General features: G+C 48.9%; 11 protein-coding genes. 7 read left to right on the top strand and 4 right to left on the bottom strand.

Features of this window, described 5'->3' with window-relative positions; all coding sequences use genetic code 11:
- Positions 1–440 precede the first annotated feature (440 nt).
- The 3 genes from ubiA (at position 441) to phoR (ending at position 3,722) form a co-directional block, all read left to right on the top strand.
- A complete protein-coding gene (gene ubiA / locus P6910_RS25305) occupies positions 441–1,328 on the top strand; it encodes a 4-hydroxybenzoate octaprenyltransferase (RefSeq protein ID WP_410493952.1) in 888 nt (295 codons plus the stop codon).
- A 340-nt stretch (positions 1,329–1,668) separates the two neighbouring features.
- Positions 1,669–2,358: a phosphate regulon transcriptional regulator PhoB gene (phoB, locus tag P6910_RS25300; protein WP_317144002.1), complete on the top strand. Its 690-nt coding sequence runs from the start codon at positions 1,669–1,671 to the stop codon at positions 2,356–2,358.
- A gap of 44 nt (positions 2,359–2,402) precedes the next feature.
- Positions 2,403–3,722: a phosphate regulon sensor histidine kinase PhoR gene (phoR, locus tag P6910_RS25295; RefSeq protein ID WP_317144001.1), complete on the top strand. Its 1,320-nt coding sequence runs from the start codon at positions 2,403–2,405 to the stop codon at positions 3,720–3,722.
- A 438-nt stretch (positions 3,723–4,160) separates the two neighbouring features.
- Here the strand turns inward: phoR and P6910_RS25290 are convergent, their stop codons facing one another.
- The 4 genes from P6910_RS25290 to P6910_RS25275 form a co-directional block, all read right to left on the bottom strand.
- Positions 4,161–4,583 (bottom strand): H-NS family nucleoid-associated regulatory protein, encoded by a 423-nt coding sequence (locus tag P6910_RS25290; RefSeq protein WP_317144000.1) that lies wholly within the window; start codon positions 4,581–4,583, stop codon positions 4,161–4,163.
- Between the two features lie 459 nt (positions 4,584–5,042).
- On the bottom strand, positions 5,043–6,578 hold the full coding sequence (locus P6910_RS25285) for a SpoVR family protein (protein WP_317143999.1): 1,536 nt from the start codon (positions 6,576–6,578) through the stop codon (positions 5,043–5,045).
- Between the two features lie 14 nt (positions 6,579–6,592).
- Positions 6,593–7,870 carry a YeaH/YhbH family protein gene (locus P6910_RS25280; RefSeq protein ID WP_317143998.1) on the bottom strand — a complete coding sequence of 426 codons (1,278 nt, stop codon included), beginning with the start codon at positions 7,868–7,870 and terminating at the stop codon, positions 6,593–6,595.
- A 359-nt stretch (positions 7,871–8,229) separates the two neighbouring features.
- On the bottom strand, positions 8,230–10,152 hold the full coding sequence (locus P6910_RS25275; protein ID WP_317143997.1) for a PrkA family serine protein kinase: 1,923 nt from the start codon (positions 10,150–10,152) through the stop codon (positions 8,230–8,232).
- Positions 10,153–10,740: 588 nt separating this feature from the next.
- Here P6910_RS25275 and P6910_RS25270 point away from each other — a divergent pair.
- The 4 genes from P6910_RS25270 to P6910_RS25255 all read left to right on the top strand — a co-directional run bounded on the left by P6910_RS25270 (position 10,741) and on the right by P6910_RS25255 (position 16,710).
- Entirely contained in the window at positions 10,741–12,168 is a 1,428-nt protein-coding gene (locus P6910_RS25270; RefSeq protein ID WP_317143996.1) for a hypothetical protein, read from the top strand.
- Between the two features lie 201 nt (positions 12,169–12,369).
- Positions 12,370–13,797: a hypothetical protein gene (locus P6910_RS25265; RefSeq protein ID WP_317143995.1), complete on the top strand. Its 1,428-nt coding sequence runs from the start codon at positions 12,370–12,372 to the stop codon at positions 13,795–13,797.
- A gap of 202 nt (positions 13,798–13,999) precedes the next feature.
- The gene (locus P6910_RS25260) at positions 14,000–15,265 is read left to right on the top strand and encodes a hypothetical protein (protein ID WP_317143994.1); all 1,266 of its coding nucleotides are present in this window, start codon (positions 14,000–14,002) and stop codon (positions 15,263–15,265) included.
- Between the two features lie 197 nt (positions 15,266–15,462).
- Entirely contained in the window at positions 15,463–16,710 is a 1,248-nt protein-coding gene (locus P6910_RS25255) for a hypothetical protein (protein ID WP_317143993.1), read from the top strand.
- Positions 16,711–16,731 lie beyond the last annotated feature (21 nt).

Below are 16,731 nucleotides of genomic sequence, written 5' to 3'. Positions count from 1 at the left end.
TTCCGCAGTCAGTCTGGTCATCGCCTGATTGAGAACCGGCCCTGACCTGATAAACTGGCGATACCGGTCATGATTCAGGGCGATGAGCAATAAGAATCTCAGCGATGATAAGAAAGATGCAGATAAGCAGGTGACTGCTCTCCTACGTAGGACGTAGGAGCTTCCTGCTTCATAGGCTGCTGCTGGTTCATAACAACCAGACTTACACAGAAGCCTCCACAGGCAGAACCGGACAGCCCTTCCGGTTTAGACTTTAAATTCTGGGCTTTAAGTTACTGATAACCAGTTGGTTTTCGATAGCTGTCAGTAAAAGCCGAAGTAAAAATAGAACTGAAAAATAGTTCTGTCAAAAACTCAAACGGAGTCCTTATATCACCCCTCTAAAAGTAGGGAGGCTTACGGCGAAAATGCTAAATATTATGATGCAATTCAGAAAACCAATGGCGGTATCAGCAGTCACTGAAGTCGTTCTGCAACGATTTCCCCGTTTAAAAGATTTTTTACGGCTGGCCCGGCTGGACCGGCCTATTGGTATTTATCTGTTGTTCTGGCCTACTATGTGGGCACTCTGGGTGGCGGCAGAAGGTGTGCCGAGTCTGAAGAATCTGGTGATTTTTTCGGTCGGCGTGGTTTTGATGCGCAGTGCAGGCTGCGTTATTAATGACTTTGCAGACAGGAAAGTGGACGGCCATGTTAAGCGAACACAGCATCGACCGCTGGTAACGGGTAAAATTCAGGAAAAAGAAGCGCTGATTTATTTCTCCGGCATGGTGCTTTTGTCTTTCATTCTCGTACTCTTTACCAATACCCTTACCGTCCAGCTCTCTTTTGCCGGATTTTTGCTGGCCTTGGCTTACCCTTTTGCAAAAAGACACACTCATCTGCCCCAGGTGGTTTTGGGGGCTGCTTTTGGCTGGTCGATCCCCATGGCTTTTGCGGCTCAGAGTGGCGCCTTGGGAAACATCGCCTGGCTGATGTTTCTGGCCAATCTCTTCTGGACGGTGGCTTACGATACTCAATACGCCATGGTGGACCGTGACGATGATCTGAAAGTGGGGATCAAGTCCACAGCCATTCTATTTGGGGAGATGGATAACCTGATCGTAGGTTGCCTGCAGGTACTTACCCTGATGACACTGGCCATGGTAGGCCATCAACTGGAGTCAGGTGCTCTCTATTATCTTTCACTGTTGGCTGTTGCAGCCCTTTTCGTTTATCAGCAATGGTTAACCCATCGTCGTGAGCGTGACGCCTGCTTCAGGGCATTTCTTAATAACCACTGGGTCGGAGCCATTGTATTTGCGGGTCTCGTGTTGAGTTATCTTTGATCTTCAAACTTCAATCTGGCTTGAAGTTTGGTAAGTATTGCTACTTATGGCGGCTGCCGGGACAAATGGCGAAAAGCCTTATCCTGCAGACCCTGAGGGATCTTTTTATTTTTAAGCCGTGATATCAGCCTGGAGTGTGTCATCTGCCTGTAACATTTCAAAGGTGTAATGTCCGGTGTATAGTGCGGTTGATCAAAGTAGTGAGAAACAGCCCTGAGCGATCGGAAGGGTGTTGCCCGAAATATTACCCTCCCGGTAAGCCCCAATGAGCTGTAGCTGATAGACGCCAGAACGTCACCGCCGAAATCGAATCGACAGATAAGATAACAGGTAGAGATTAATGCCAGGAAAGACCATTCTGATCGTAGATGACGAAGCACCGATTCGCGAAATGGTGACCGTTGCTCTGGAAATGGCAGGTTATGACTGTCTTGAGGCAGCAGATGCCAAGGAAGCGCACTCTCTGATTGTGGATAACAAACCCGATCTGATCTTGCTGGACTGGATGTTACCAGATGTCTCCGGAATTGAGCTGGCCCGCCGTCTGAAGCGCAGTGAGCTGACGTCTGAAATACCCATCGTTATGTTGACGGCCAAAGGTGAAGAAGACCACAAAATCCAGGGGCTTGAAACCGGTGCCGATGACTATATCACCAAGCCTTTTTCTCCCCGTGAGCTGGCTGCCCGTTTAAAAGCGGTTCTTCGTCGTACAGGTGGCTTTGATAACCAGTCGCCCATTGTCATCAACGGGTTGGAACTGGACCCTGTCAGTCACAGAGTCTCCATCGATGGCTCACCTGCTGAAATAGGACCTACCGAGTACCGTTTGCTGCAGTTTTTCCTGACGCACCAGGAGCGCGCCTATACCCGTGGGCAGTTGCTGGATCAGGTCTGGGGTGGCAACGTTTATGTGGAAGAGCGAACCGTTGATGTACACATTCGACGCTTGCGTAAAGCCTTAGGTGATAACTATGAAGCCTTTGTGCAAACGGTTCGTGGTACTGGATATCGTTTCTCAACGAGGGTGTAAAACTTTTATGCTCAGCGCTCAGCAGTCATCTGGCCGGGAGTAATATGACAACAATTTCAAAAACTCATTTGCTGAGCCGCCTGATCGCTTACCTGATTGTCGGGTTTTCCCTGGGCTGGTTGTTTGGAGAGCCTTTTTTAGGGCTCTGTGTGGTTATGGGAGGTTATTTTGTCTGGAGCTTCCGTCAACTCTTCAAGCTGCTGGACTGGCTGAATGACCCCAGGGCCAGAAGCAAAGAGCCCCCGGAGAGCAAAGGGTTCTGGGGTGAAATTTTTGATGGCATCTATCGATTGCAGAAACAACACAGTCGTTCCCGGCAAAAGCTGGCCGGAGTGATTGAACGCGTTCAGGAATCAACCGCTGCGCTGAACGACGGTGTTGTGATGATAGATAATCAGAGCAACCTGGAATGGTGGAATCCTGCCGCTGGAATGTTGATGGGGTTTAAGACGCCTGACGATCAGGGGCAGTTGATTACCAACCTGCTACGTGATCCAAGGTTTGCTGACTACTTTGAGCAGGGTGGTTATCAAAAAGCCCTTGAGATCCCCTCTCCAATCAACCCGGACCATCAACTGCAATTTAATGTAACGGTTTATGGCAAAGGCAATCGTCTCATGACCGTCAGAGATGTCACGCGTTTGAATCAGCTGGAAGTCATGAGAAAAGATTTTGTTGCCAATGTATCTCATGAACTGAGAACACCACTGACGGTTGTGTCTGGATACCTCGAAACCATGCTGGACAGTCTGGGCCCGGATTCGGGTTTGCCTCCTGTTTGGGAAAAAGCACTGAACAGGATGCAGGAGCAGTCACTGAGAATGCAGAATCTGGTGGCAGATCTGTTGTTGCTGTCCAAGCTGGAGTCGGCTGAAGCTCAGGCAGACGAAAACGGGGTTCATGTTAAAACCATGCTCAGCAGCATTGTTGAAGACGGATGTGCACTCAGTGGTGAAAACCAGCATCAGATTTCTCTGGATTGTCCTGAAGATGTCTTTTTGGCAGGCAGCAGTAGTGAGTTGCGCAGTGCCTTCTCGAATCTGGTCTTTAATGCCGTGCGCTATACACCCCGGGGTGGAAAAATACATGTTCGTTGGTGGCAGGACAAGGAAGGCGGACATATGATGGTGGAAGACAATGGTGTCGGTATTGATCCAATGCATATTCCGAGGTTGACTGAGCGCTTTTACCGGATTGATAAAAGTCGTAGCCAGAATACCGGGGGAACGGGGCTTGGTTTGGCCATCGTCAAGCACGTCATGCTGAGACATGGAGGCAAACTCACGATCAGCAGTCACCCGGGAAAAGGCAGCCGCTTTGTTTGCCACTTTCCGGAAAAATGCCTCGAGTTGGAACATTCATGAAAAACACTCATGAAAAAAGCAGAACAGGACCGGTGGCACCTTTTCTGCTTTTTGGCCTGGCATCAAAAAATGAATAATCTTTTCATGGTCTCATCTTCGAATAGTCTGTTTTACAGCCTGATCCTGACTATCTTTACTCTGAAACGCTGATTTCCGGCAGTTGGCAGGGTGGTGTATTTCAATCATCCTGCGAACACCGGGTTTGCGTATTTGTATTTTCTTTACTAGTTTATATCTGTCTCTTGAGCACCTGTCGCGGGGTACACTACCAAGCGTTCAACAGGGTGGTCTCGCCCTGAGCACCCTGTAATGGAATCCCCAGCTGGTTACTTCGAGTCAGTGGGGGAGGTTTTCAAAGAATTGTACTTTGATCCATTGGTGTTTGTACTCAAGAAGCTGCGGGCTGGGCATGAACCCGAAATTCTGGCAAATGTAGACTTACTCTTCGCCAACAACGCAGTCCAGGCGTTTTTTGCCGGTGCGGTCCAGGTAGCTCTGGAAGTCACGCGGCAGACGGCCTGTGGTAGAGCCGTCCCATTGGACGGTGTTGCCGGCTTCTGTCTGGTACTCAAAAGTAAACCTCTGGACATTACGACGACGTTTTGTAGATGCTACTTCCAAGTGGTCCAGGTCTTCCATTGAAATGCCGCGTTCAGCCATGATTTGCTTAACGGCTTCAATATTTTCCAGTTTGGCTTGACGCTCTTCATCAATTTTATTGCGGGCTTCAACTTTCTCCTGCAGTACATCCTGCATTCTGGAGATGATACGCTCAAGATCTTCGACATGAACATCTTTAAACAAAGAGCGGATACGAGTTTTACTGCTCAGGCGGTGATGAATTTCTTCAAAAACGTTCATTCAGGAACTCCCAATTCAGACCAATTCGACGGGGTATTAATGATTTTCAATGACGAAGGTAACTATTTATACAGGAAGCTTTAAATTGATGGAAGCATTTAATGTGCTTTTATGGACTATTTAAATAGATTTAATAACGTTTTATGAGAGGATACGAATAATTGTACAATACATAAACAGTTGTGAGTCATTTAAGACACGCAAATGAATTTAATTGCTTATAGTTGTATTGCTTGTTTTTAAAATAACAAACATTCAGCCTTGTATCTGGCTCTTTGAAAATGTCGTTACAGATATCAAGGCTCTGGTTTTCAGCGTATTCAGTATTTTTTGCATTGAACGGAAGGGCCAGCTCCCACTGCCATGGCAGCGGGGCATCGGTTTTAAGTGGACAGGATGGCTGATTAATTCTTATTAGTTTTAAATATAAAAAGACCTTAATCTTTCAATCATATCTTTTTAGTGAGGCTTTCCGGAATCTTTTTTATCCGGGCACTGATAGCTTTTGCTTACCTTGTTATCAATGGTCACCGACTCCAGTTTGACATCAAATTGCCAGAGCCGATGGACGTGCTTGAGTAATTCCTCAGTACTTTTATCCAGTGGGCGTCCCTGGTGCTGGTAATGTCTGAGAGTCAGGGTTCGATCGCCTCGCACGTCCACATCAAAGACCTGGATATTGGGTTCTCGGTTCCCAAGGTTATACTGGGCAGCCAGTGACTCCCTGACTTCTTTATATCCGGTGCTGTTATGAATCGCATCAACTTCCAGGTAGGATTTGCTTTCGTCATCCAGAATCGAGAAGAGTCTGAGGTCTCTCATCACTTTGGGAGACAGGAATTGCAAAATAAAGCTTTCATCCTTGAAGTTTTTCATTGCAAAGTGCACGGTTTCCAGCCAGTCACTGTCGGCAATGTCCGGGAACCAGTGCCTGTCTTCATCGGTAGGATTTTCACAGATTCTGCGAATATCCTGAAACATACTGAAGCCCAGTGTATAGGGGTTGATGCCGCTGTAGTGCGGGCTGTCAAAAGGAGGCTGGTATACGACACTTGAGTGAGAGTGCAGAAATTCCAGCATAAAGCCCTCGGTGACTTTTCCTTCATCATAAAGCTCATGGAGAAGATGGTAGTGCCAGAAGCAGGCCCAGCCTTCGTTCATCACCTGGGTTTGACGTTGAGGGTAATAGTATTGGGATACTTTCCTGACTATTCGCAGCAGTTCACGCTGCCAGGTTTCCAGCAGTGGCGCATTCTTTTCCAGAAAGTAGAGAATATTCTCTTCCGGGTCTTTGGGAAAGCGTTCAACTTTTTTCTCTTCTTTATCTTCCGTCTTTGGAATGGTACTCCAGATGTCGTTCAGGGTTCTCTGAATGTACTCTGCTCTTTCCTGCTGGCGCTCTTTTTCCTGATCTGCTGAAAGTGGCCTCGGACGTTTGTAGCGATTAACACCCTGATTCATCAGGGCATGAGCAGCATCCAGAACATCTTCAACCGCTTCGACGCCATATTTTTCTTCACACTCAGCAACATAACGCTTGGCAAACATCAGGTAGTCAATAATGGATTCGGCATCGGTCCAGGTCTGGAACAGATAGTTACCTTTGAAGAATGAGTTATGACCATAACTGGCATGGGCCAGTACCAGGGCCTGCATGGTCATGGTGTTTTCTTCCATGAGATAAGCGATACAGGGGTTGGAGTTGATCACAATTTCATAAGCCAGCCCCATGCGGCCACGCTGATAGTTCTGCTGGGTATGGAGAAATTGTTTACCAAAGCTCCAGTGGCTGTACATTAATGGCATACCCGTGGAAGAGTAGGCATCCATCATCTGTTCGGCACTGATGACCTCAATCTGGTTCGGGTAAGTCTCCAGTCGGAACTTGTCAGCCAGACGTGCCAGCTCACGGTCGTATTCCTGAATGAGATCAAAGGTCCATTCTGAACCCGTGGAGATGGGTTCTCTCTCTTTAATATCTGTAACCTCACTCATGGTTGGTGCCTCGCTTATACGGTTTCTTTTTTCTCAAACAGACGACGGAACACAGGATAAATGTCATTCGGCGTTTTGATCTGTTGCATGGCAAACTGGTCGGCGAACTGTTCAGCTATGCTTTCGTATTCACGCCACAGGTTCTGGTGAGCCCGGTCGGTGATTTCGACGTAGGAAAAGTATTGAACCTTCGACATGATCTGCTCGGTCAGAATTTTTGAACAGACGCTGGAATCCCCTTCCCAGTTATCGCCATCGGAAGCCTGGGCGACGTAAATGTTCCAGTCCACCGGGTTGTAACGTTTATTGATGATGTCGCTGGTCATCTCCAGAGCACTGGAGACAATGGTTCCGCCGGTTTCTCTGGAATAAAAGAAATCATCCTCATCGACTTCTTTCGCAGCAGTATGGTGCCGGATAAAGACTACTTCGATCTGTTTGTAATTACGTTGCAGGAACAAATAAAGCAGGATGAAAAAGCGCTTGGCCATGTCTTTGATTTCCTGTGTCATGGAACCGGAGACATCCATGACACAAAACATTACGGCCTTGTTACTGGGGCTGGGAACTTTGATCAGGTTGTTGTACTTGAGATCAAAGTCATCAATAAAGGGCAGCTTTTTCAACTTGCCATTGAGCTCTTTGATCTTCTCGCGAAGTTCTTCGACGAGTTGAGAATCGGTTTCCTCCGGGCTGACTTCCAGCTCACGAAGCTGCCGTCTTAATGCTCTTACTTCCTTTCGGGCACCGCCACCGAGGGCAATTCTTCGAGCGTGGGCTGATCTCAGGGAGCGAACAATGTTTAATCGATCAGGAGAGCCTTCGCTGGTGTAACCGGCGTGCTTCATTTTGAATTCAGTGGCATCCTGAAGCTGCTTGCGAACCAGGTTTGGCAGCTCAAGGTCATCGAACATATGATTCAGAAATTCTTCATGGTTGATCTGGAAGCTGAACTCGTCCATGCCTTCGCCGGAGTTACCGGCTTTACCCCGTCCTGAACCCTGGCCGGAACCACCGGAAGGTCGCTTGATTCTGTCGCCGGAAACAAACTCTTTATTACCGGGATGAACCTGTTTGTAGCGGCCACCCTGACCATGCTGAAAACGGGGTTCAGAGAGATCTTTGGTGGGAATGGTAACCTGACTGCCAGATTCCACATCCGTAATGGAGCGTTTGTTAACCGCTTCAGAAACCGCTTTTTTAATGTGCTTTCGGTATCTGTCCAGAAAACGCTGCCGATTGACAGTACTCTTGTTTTTCCCGTTCAGACGTCGATCAATAATAATGCTCATCAGCACGCTCCCTGTCTGTTATGACACAGAACATTTCATGATTTCCATGTCGCCAGTTTTGAACTGCCTGTTCAAAACCTTGTTATTCCAACACCTGCTTGCCATGATTTTTTTCGCTTACGGCTTTTTTTCGATCATGGTTTTAGTAGTTATCGGAATAGGGTGACATCTTTCCACCGTTTTTGTGTATTTTGGCTCCGAAAGCTATTTTCTGACGTTCATCAGTCACTTTCGAAGCGGTCTCGAAATTATTTTTTGATCACTTTTTTCACCTGCCCATGGTCGTTAGTCGGACCTGTAAATGATCAAAGAATAATTCCATTTAACAGGGCCTGCGACAGCGTCGCAGGCCTCAGCTCTCACTGCGACTTTCTGACCCTGATGTACCATTCTGCCAGCAGTCTCACCTGTTTCTCGGTATAGCCTCTCTCAACCATACGCTTCACAAACTCGTTGTGTTTGCGCTGGTCTTCATTACTGCTTTTGGCATTGAATGAAATGACTGGCAGAAGGTCTTCAGTATTGGAGAACATTTTCTTTTCAATCACGGTGCGCATTTTCTCGTAGCTGGACCAGCTTGGGTTTTTACCCTGATTGTTGGCCCGGGCTCTGAGTACAAAGTTCACCACTTCATTACGGAAGTCTTTCGGATTGGCGATACTGGCGGCCTTCTCAATCTTCTCCAGCTCTTCGTTGATTGAAGCCCGGTCGAGTATGTCTCCGGTTTCCGGATCTCGGTATTCCTGATCCTGAATCCAGAAGTCAGCGTAGGTGATGTAGCGGTCGAAGATATTCTGTCCGTACTCAGAGTATGATTCGAGGTAAGCAGTTTGAATTTCCTTGCCCAGAAACTCAATGTACTTAGGCGCCAGAAATTCCTTCACATAACGCAGGTAGCGTTCATGGATTTCTTTCGGGAATTGCTGCTGTTCTATTTGCTGCTCCAATACGTACAGCATATGAACCGGGTTTGCCGCCACTTCGGTGGGATCAAAGTTGAAGACCTTGGAGAGAATCTTGAAAGCAAAACGGGTTGAAAGCCCTTCCATACCTTCATCCACCCCTGCTGCATCTTTGTATTCCTGAAGCGGCTTGGCATTAGGGTCAGTGTCCTTCAGGCTTTCACCGTCGTAGACCCGCATCTTCGAGTAAACGTTGGAGTTTTCAGGTTCCTTGACTCGAGACAGAACCGAGAACTGGGCCAGCATCTTCAGGGTATCGGGTGCGCAGGGCGCTTCTCTCAGAGAGCTGCTGGAAAGCAGTTTCTCATAAATCAGAATCTCTTCTTTCACTCTTGTGCAATAGGGCACTTTGACAATGTTAACCCGGTCAATAAAGGCTTCGTTGGTTTTATTGTTCTTGAAGGTTTGCCATTCTGATTCGTTGGAGTGAGCCAGGATCACACCGTTGAAAGGAATCGCCCCCATCCCTTCAGTGCTGTTGTAATTGCCCTCTTGAGTGGCAGTCAACAATGGGTGGAGAACTTTGATAGGAGCCTTGAACATCTCCACAAATTCCATCAGACCCTGGTTGGCGCGGCAGAGTGCTCCGGAGAAGCTGTAAGCATCCGGATCATCCTGAGAGTATTCTTCCAGCTGACGGATATCCACTTTACCCACCAGACTGGAAATGTCCTGGTTGTTTTCATCACCGGGTTCGGTCTTGGCGATGGCTACCTGGTTAAGAATGCTGGGGCAGAGTTTTACAATCTTGAACTTGGTGATGTCACCACCAAACTCGTTAAGACGCTTCACTGCCCAGGGCGACATGATGCCGCCCAGATAACGTCTGGGAATGCCGTATTCCTGAGTCAGAATGTCTCCATCCTCATCGGCATTGAACAGGTTCAGTGGTGATTCAAAAACCGGCGACCCCTTAATGGCGTAGAAAGGTTGCTTTTGCATCAGGGCTTTCAGTTTTTCCGCCAGAGAAGATTTACCGCCACCCACCGGACCCAGCAAATAAAGAATCTGTTTCTTTTCTTCCAGTCCCTGGGCGGCGTGCTTGAAGTAGGAAACAATCTGTTCAATGGCTTCTTCCATGCCATAGAACTCTTCAAAGGCGGGGTAACGTTTGATCAGTTTGTTGGAAAAAATACGACTCAGGCGAGAATCCCGGGAGGTGTCTGTCATCTCCGGTTCGCCAATGGCCATCAGCATTCTTTCTGCTGCATTGGCATAGGCCCCGGGGTCATCTTTACAGAGGTCGAGATATTCCTGAATGGTGAGCTCTTCCTGCTGCGTGGATTGGAATCGCTCCTGGTAGTGGTTAAATATATCCATATTGTGCCCTGCCCTGTCTGATGTTCGGATTCGACAGTCGTATCGGGAGGCGCCCCTTCTTTCGACTGTCTCAAGATCAGTACATTGGCCACTCTTATGATTGAAGAGAGTCAGTATAGAAAGTGGCCCGGGCTGGCAGCCGTCCATTGGCTGACATCATGGAAAGCTCAACTGAAACCTGGAAGTCTGATCAAGAATTTTTTATTCCCGGTCAGTCTCCTGTTCGTTGACTCAAACACAATGGCAGGAAAAGTCCAACCCATTAGATTTTATAATGTGGAGTTTTTAATCAATCTGCAATAGCTGTCGTCGGGTTTAGTGCAGAAAATAGCGATTTTTTTTCTGCACTCAAAAAAATGCACTGAGCTTTTGGCGTTTGTGACAGGTTTGCCATCTTTGCATAAATTAAAATTATACGACTAAGTTTATGTAAAAGATTGGCAGCCAAATACTTCCGAATCAGGGGCTGATAGCTGCCTTATTTGCACCGCACTTTGTAGTTAGGGAAATGTAGTCAGGGAAATTTTCATTTATAGCTTCGCCGAGTGGCTATATTTCCTGTTTAGTCAATGTTTCCGGGAAATCATCATGAAAAAGTCATTCAACCTGTTTCCGTTACTTTTGTGTTTGTTTTATTCGACGACAGAGGCCAGTCCCCCCTCAAAAAATGATTTTGATTTTCTTGAGCCTTTAAATGACACCACACTGGTGGCAAACGGGCTTGAGTTAGCGGGAAGCGTTGCCGGACTCTCTTTGTCTACCCTGCTCAACCTGGGTATATGGTGGGGTGTCTGTGAAACAGCGGGAATAGTCTCCGGGCTTTCAAACACCTATGATCTGGCTGCATCGGATACAAAGGAGCTGGAAGAGTTGAAAACGGATTTCTGTTTGCAACTGGCTCCCGTGATAACTACCGCCGAAGTGGCGCTGGCCGGGCATGTGTCTTCCTGGCCCCTGGAACAGCACTGGTGGAAACTCCTTTATTTTGCCGGTGCAGGAATGGATATTTATGCCTCTATGACGAAAACGAGGCGGCACATACCTGTCGGAGTCTTGACTTACCTTGCTTCAGAAGCGCTATTAAGAACCGTAGTCAGCGCTATTTCGGTGCAAATTCTAAGACACATGAGGTTCGTAAGAGATATTACAACTAAAAGGTATGTGGCTGGGGAATACGCGATATTGTCTTCGATTAATGGGGTTATGGTTGGTGCTGTCACTTACGAAGCCTTGATCCATAAAGGCTTCAGGCCAGCAAGAGCAAGTCTTGCTGCTGTTGTCAGCGCAGCGATTGTGGGAGTCCTCTCGGGAATTGGTTCAGAGTTAATAGCGGATGTGGAAGAACAGACAAAGGCCGGAGTCGGAGCTGGAGTTGGAATCGGGGTCGGAGCCGGAGCCCTGGCTGGAATCCTGGCAGGAGCCACAGCCGGATCTGTATCTGGAGCCGGATTCGGAACCGGAATCGGAGCCGGAGCCGGACCCGGAATTCTGTCTGGAATCTTAGCCGGAGTTGTATCCGGATCCGTCGTTGGAGCCGGAGTTGTAGCCGCAGTCGGAGTCGGGCTTGGAGGCGTAACCGGAGCCCTGACCGTAGCAGAAATCGGACCAAGAGTCGGATCAGGAGTCGGATCAGAAGCAGGATTTGGAGCAGGATTGGGAGCTTTTGTCGTAGCCCTGTCCGGAGCATTAGCCGGAGCTGGAGTCGGAATCGGAAACGGAATCGGAAACGGAATCGTAGACGGATTCGGAATCACATTGGGAGTAGGATCCACAGCCGCAGCCCTGTTCGGAGTCGGAACCTTGCTTATGTTGGCCAGTTCGAAGACAACCTCAGACAACGTGTGTACCATTACCGGTATCACTTTGGCACCTGCGTTGACTTTCGCTGTTATCAATAGTCTTTCAAACTACGCTGTTTATGGCTATCCACTGGAACAAAGCCTTTCAGAGACCATCTGGACTCAGTGGAAAAAGTTCAATGCGCCCCTGGATTATCTCTCGACTTTGTTTAAATGACAGACCCAACTGTCAACCACTGAATCAGCTGTGAACTCTGGCAGCTATCGGCTGTTTCAGTGGCTGTGCCCAAAACGCAGCCTATTGGAAGCATTTAATAGCTGCCTTATTTGTACCGCACCTTGTCGTTAAGGAATTGTCATCCATAGCTCCGTTCAGGGTCTATATTTCCCATTCGGTCACTGTATCTGGGAAATCACCATGAAAAAAACATTTAACCTGTTTCCGTTACTTTTGTGTTTGTTTTATTCGACGACAGAGGCCAGCCCCCCTTCACAAAAGGATTTTGATTTTATTAAGCCTTTTAATGACACCACACTGGTGGCAAACGGGCTTGAGTTAGCGGGAAGCATTGCCGGGCTCTCTTTGTCTACCCTGCTCAACCTGGGTATATGGTGGGGTGTCTGTAAAACAGCGGGAATAGTCACCGGGCTTTCAGACACCTATGATCTGGCTGCATCGGATACAAAGGAGCTGGAAGAGTTGAAAACGGATTTTTGTTTGCAACTGGCTCCCGTGATAACGACCGCCGAAGTGGCGCTGGCCGGGCATGTGTCTTCCTGGCCCCTGGAACAGCACTGGTGGAAACTCCTTTATTTTGCCGGTGCAGGAATGGACATTTATACCTCTATGACGGAAACGAGGAAGCACATACCTGTCGGAGTCTTGACTTACCTTGCTTCAGAAGCGCTATTAAGAACCGGAGCCAGCGCTACTTCGGTGTCAATGCTGAGAAACACGAGGCTCGTAAGAGTTACAACTAAAAGGTATGTGGCTGGGGAATACGCATTATTGTCTGTGATTAATGGGGTTATGGCGGGTGCTGTCACTTATGAAGCCTTAATCCATAAAGGCTTCAGGCCAGAAAGAGCGAGTCTTGCTGCTGTTGTCAGCGCAGCAATTGTGGGAGCCCTCTCGGGAATTGGTTCAGAGTTAATAGCGGATGTGGACGAACAGACAAAGGCTGGAGTCGGATTCGGAGTCGGAATCGGAGCCGGCGCCGGAGCCCTGGCTGGAGCGCTGACTGGAGCCGCAGCCGGATTTGTATCTGGAGCTGGAATCGGAGCTGGAATCGGAGCCGGATGCGGAGCCGGAACTCTGGCTGGAATCTTAGCCGGAGTTGCATCCGGATCCGTAGTTGGAGCAGGAGTCGTAGCCGCAGTCGGAGTCGGACTTGGAGGCGTAACCGGAGCCCTGGTCGGAGCAGAAATCGGATCAGGAGTCGGATCAGGAGTCGGATCAGGAGCAGGATTCGGAGCAGCATTAGGGTCTTTGTTCGGAATCCTATCCGGAGCCTTGGCCGGAGCTGGAGTCGGAATCGGAGCCCGACTCGGAGACGGAGTCGGAGATGATATCGGAATCACAGTGGGATTCGGATTCACAGCCATAACCCTGGTCGGAGTCGGAATCTTGCTTATGTCGGTGGCCAGTTCAAAGGCAACCTCAGACGACCCGTGTATCAAAGCCGGTGTCACTTTGGTACCTGCGTTGACTTTCGCTGTTATCAATAGTCTTTCAAACTACGCTGTTTATGGCTATCCACTGGAACAAAGCCTTTCAGAGACCGTCTGGACTCAGTGGAAAAAGTTCAATGCGCCCCTGGATTATCTCTCGATTCTGTTTAAATGACAGACCTGAACTGTCAACCACTGAATCAGCGGTGAACTCTGGCAGCTATCGGCTGTTTCAGTCGCTGTGCCGAAAGCGCAGCCTGTTGGAAGCATTTGATAGCTGCCTTATTTGCACTGCACCCTGTCGTTAAGGATAGTGTCATTCATAGCCTCGTTTAGAATCTATATTTCCAGTTCAGTCACTGTATCTGGAAATCATCATGAAAAAGTCATTCAACCTGTTTCCGTTACTTTTGTGTTTGTTTTGTTCGATGGCAAAAGCCAGCCCCCCCTCAAAAAATGATTTTGATTTTCTTGAGCCTTTTAATGACACCGCACTGGTGGCAAACGGGTTTGAGTTAAGAGAAAGCATTGCCGGACTCTCTTTGTCTACCCTGCTCAACCTGGGTATATGGTGGGGTGTCTGTAAAACAGTGAGAACAGTCTCCGGGCTTTCAAGCACACATAATCTGGCTGAAACGGATACAAAGGAGCTGGAGAACTTGCAAACGGATTTCTGTCTGCAACTGGCGCCCGTGATAACTACCGCCGAAGTGGCGCTGGCCGGGCATGTGTCTCCCTGGCCACTGGAGCAGCGCTGGTGGAAACCCCTGTATTTTGCCGGTGCAGGAATGGCGGCTTATGTCGCCAATGCGAAATCGAGGGAGCTCATACCTGTCTCAGTCCTGACCTACTTTGCGTCCGAAGCGTTATCAAGAACTGGAGCCAGTGCTATTTCGGCATTAATTCTAAGAAAAATGAGCGAAAGGGATATTACAACTGAATGGTATGCGGCTGGGGAATACACAATATTGTCTATGGTTAACGGAATTATGGCAGGGGCTGTCGTCTATGAAGCCCTGATTCATAAGGGCTTGAGTCCAGCAAAAGTGACTTTTGCTTCTGTTGTCAGCGCAGCGATTGCGGGTACCCTATCGGGAATTATTTCAGTGCTAACAATTGATTGGGGTGTACAGACACAGGCTGTAGCTGGAGTCGTACTCGGAGTCGGAGTCGTACTCGGAGTCACAGCCGGAGCCGGAGCCGGATTCGTAGCCTCAGGCTTAGCCTCAGTCGCAGCGGAAGCCGGAGCCTTAGTCGGAAACGCCGGAGCCAGAGCCGGGGCCAAAGGCGGAGCCAGTGTCGGAGTCATAGCCGGAGCCTTAATTGGAGCCGGAGCCGGAGCCGGAGCCGGAGCCAGAATCGAAGTGGGAGTCGGAGTCGCAGCCGGAGCCATAGCTGGAGCCACAGCCCTGGGCGGAGCGGGAGCCTTGCTCACGTCGGGCAGTTCGAAGATAACCTCAAACAACCCGTTTATCACAGCTGGTGTTACTTTGGTGCCTGCGTTGGCTTTCGCTGTTATCAACAGTCTTTCAAACTACGCTGTTTATGGCTATCCACTGGAACAGGGCTTTTCAGAGACCCGCAGGACTCAGTGGAAAAAGTTCTATGCGCCCCTGGATTATCTCTCGACTCTGTTTAAATGACAGACCCAACTCAACTGAATCAGCGGTGAACTCTGGCAGCTAACGGCTGTTTCAGTGGCTGTGCCGAAGGCGCAGTCTATTGGAAGCATTTGATAGCAACCTGATTTGCACCGCACCTTGTCGTTAAGGAAATTGTCATTCATAGCTCCGTTTAGAATCTATATTTCCAGTTCAGTCACTGTATCTGGAAAATTATTGTGAAAAATTCATTCAACCTGTTTCCGTTAGTTTTGTGTTTGCTTTATTCGATGGCAAAGGCCAGCCCCTTCTCAAAAAATGATTTTGATTTTCTTGAGCCTTTTAATGGCACCACACTGGTGGCAAACGAGCTTGAGTTAAGAGAAAGCATTGCTGGACTCTCTTTGTCTACACTGCTCAACCTGGGTATATGGTGGGGTGTCTGTAAAACAGCGGGAATAGTCTCCGGGCTTTCAAACACCCATGATCTGCATGCATCGGATACAAAGGAGCTGGAGAAGTTGCAAACGGATTTCTGTTTGCAACTGGCGCCCGTGATGACAACCGCCGAAGTGGCGCTGGCCGGGCATGTGTCTTCCTGGCCACTGGAGCAGCGCTGGTGGAAACCCCTGTATTTTGCCGGTGCAGGAATGGCGGCTTATGTCGCCAATGCGAAATCGAGGGAGCTCATACCTGTCGCAGTCTTGACCTACCTTGCGTCCGAAGCGCTATCAAGAACTGGAGCCAGTGCTATTTCGGCGTTAATTCTAAGAAAAATGAGCGTAAGGGATATTGCAACTGAATGGTATGCGACTGGGGAATACGCAATATTGTCCACGATTAACGGAATTATGGCAGGGGCTGTCGTCTATGAAGTCCTGATTCATAAGGGCTTGAGTCCAGCAAAAATGACTTTTGCTTCTGTTGTCAGCGCAGCGACTGCGGGTACCCTCTCGGGAATTATTTCAGTGCTAACAATTGATTTGGGTGGACAGACACAGGCTGGAGCCGGAGTCGTACTCGGAGTCGCAGCCGGAGCCGGAGCGGGAGTCGCAGCCTCAGGCTTAGCCTCAGCCGCAGCGGAAGCCGGAGCCGGAGTCTTAGTCGGAAACGCTGGAGCCGGAGCCGGGGCCACAGGCGGAGCCAGTGTCGGAGTCATAGCCGGAGCCTTAATTGGAGCCGGAGCCGGAGCCGGAGCCAGAATCGAAGTGGGAGTCGGAGTCGCAGCCGGAGCCATAGCTGGAGCCACAGCCCTGGGCGGAGCGGGAGCCTTGCTCACGTCGGGCAGTTCGAAGATAACCTCAAACAACCCGTTTATCAAAGCCGGTGTCACTTTGGTGCCTGCGTTGGCTTTCGCTATTATCAATAGTCTTTCAAATTACGCTGTTTATGGCTATCCACTGGAACAAGGCTTTTCAGAGACCCGCAGGACTCAGTGGAAAAAGTTCTATGCGCCCCTGGATTATCTCTCGACTCTGTTTAAATGACAGACCCAACTGTCAGCCACT

Source organism: Endozoicomonas sp. 8E (genome assembly GCF_032883915.1).
Taxonomy (GTDB): Bacteria; Pseudomonadota; Gammaproteobacteria; order Pseudomonadales; family Endozoicomonadaceae; genus Endozoicomonas_A.
This window is presented reverse-complemented; position numbering and strand designations above follow the sequence as displayed.

What these genes read in the sequence shown, in the direction of transcription:
- phoB (WP_317144002.1), top strand. Translation starts at nt 1,669, where the DNA reads ATGCCAGGAAAGACCATTCTGATCGTAGATGACGAAGCACCGATTCGC.
- P6910_RS25265 (WP_317143995.1), top strand. Translation starts at nt 12,370, where the DNA reads ATGAAAAAAACATTTAACCTGTTTCCGTTACTTTTGTGTTTGTTTTAT.
- phoR (WP_317144001.1), top strand. Translation starts at nt 2,403, where the DNA reads ATGACAACAATTTCAAAAACTCATTTGCTGAGCCGCCTGATCGCTTAC.
- P6910_RS25280 (WP_317143998.1), bottom strand. Translation starts at nt 7,870, where the DNA reads ATGAGCATTATTATTGATCGACGTCTGAACGGGAAAAACAAGAGTACT.
- P6910_RS25270 (WP_317143996.1), top strand. Translation starts at nt 10,741, where the DNA reads ATGAAAAAGTCATTCAACCTGTTTCCGTTACTTTTGTGTTTGTTTTAT.
- P6910_RS25275 (WP_317143997.1), bottom strand. Translation starts at nt 10,152, where the DNA reads ATGGATATATTTAACCACTACCAGGAGCGATTCCAATCCACGCAGCAG.
- P6910_RS25260 (WP_317143994.1), top strand. Translation starts at nt 14,000, where the DNA reads ATGAAAAAGTCATTCAACCTGTTTCCGTTACTTTTGTGTTTGTTTTGT.
- P6910_RS25290 (WP_317144000.1), bottom strand. Translation starts at nt 4,583, where the DNA reads ATGAACGTTTTTGAAGAAATTCATCACCGCCTGAGCAGTAAAACTCGT.
- P6910_RS25285 (WP_317143999.1), bottom strand. Translation starts at nt 6,578, where the DNA reads ATGAGTGAGGTTACAGATATTAAAGAGAGAGAACCCATCTCCACGGGT.
- ubiA (WP_410493952.1), top strand. Translation starts at nt 441, where the DNA reads ATGGCGGTATCAGCAGTCACTGAAGTCGTTCTGCAACGATTTCCCCGT.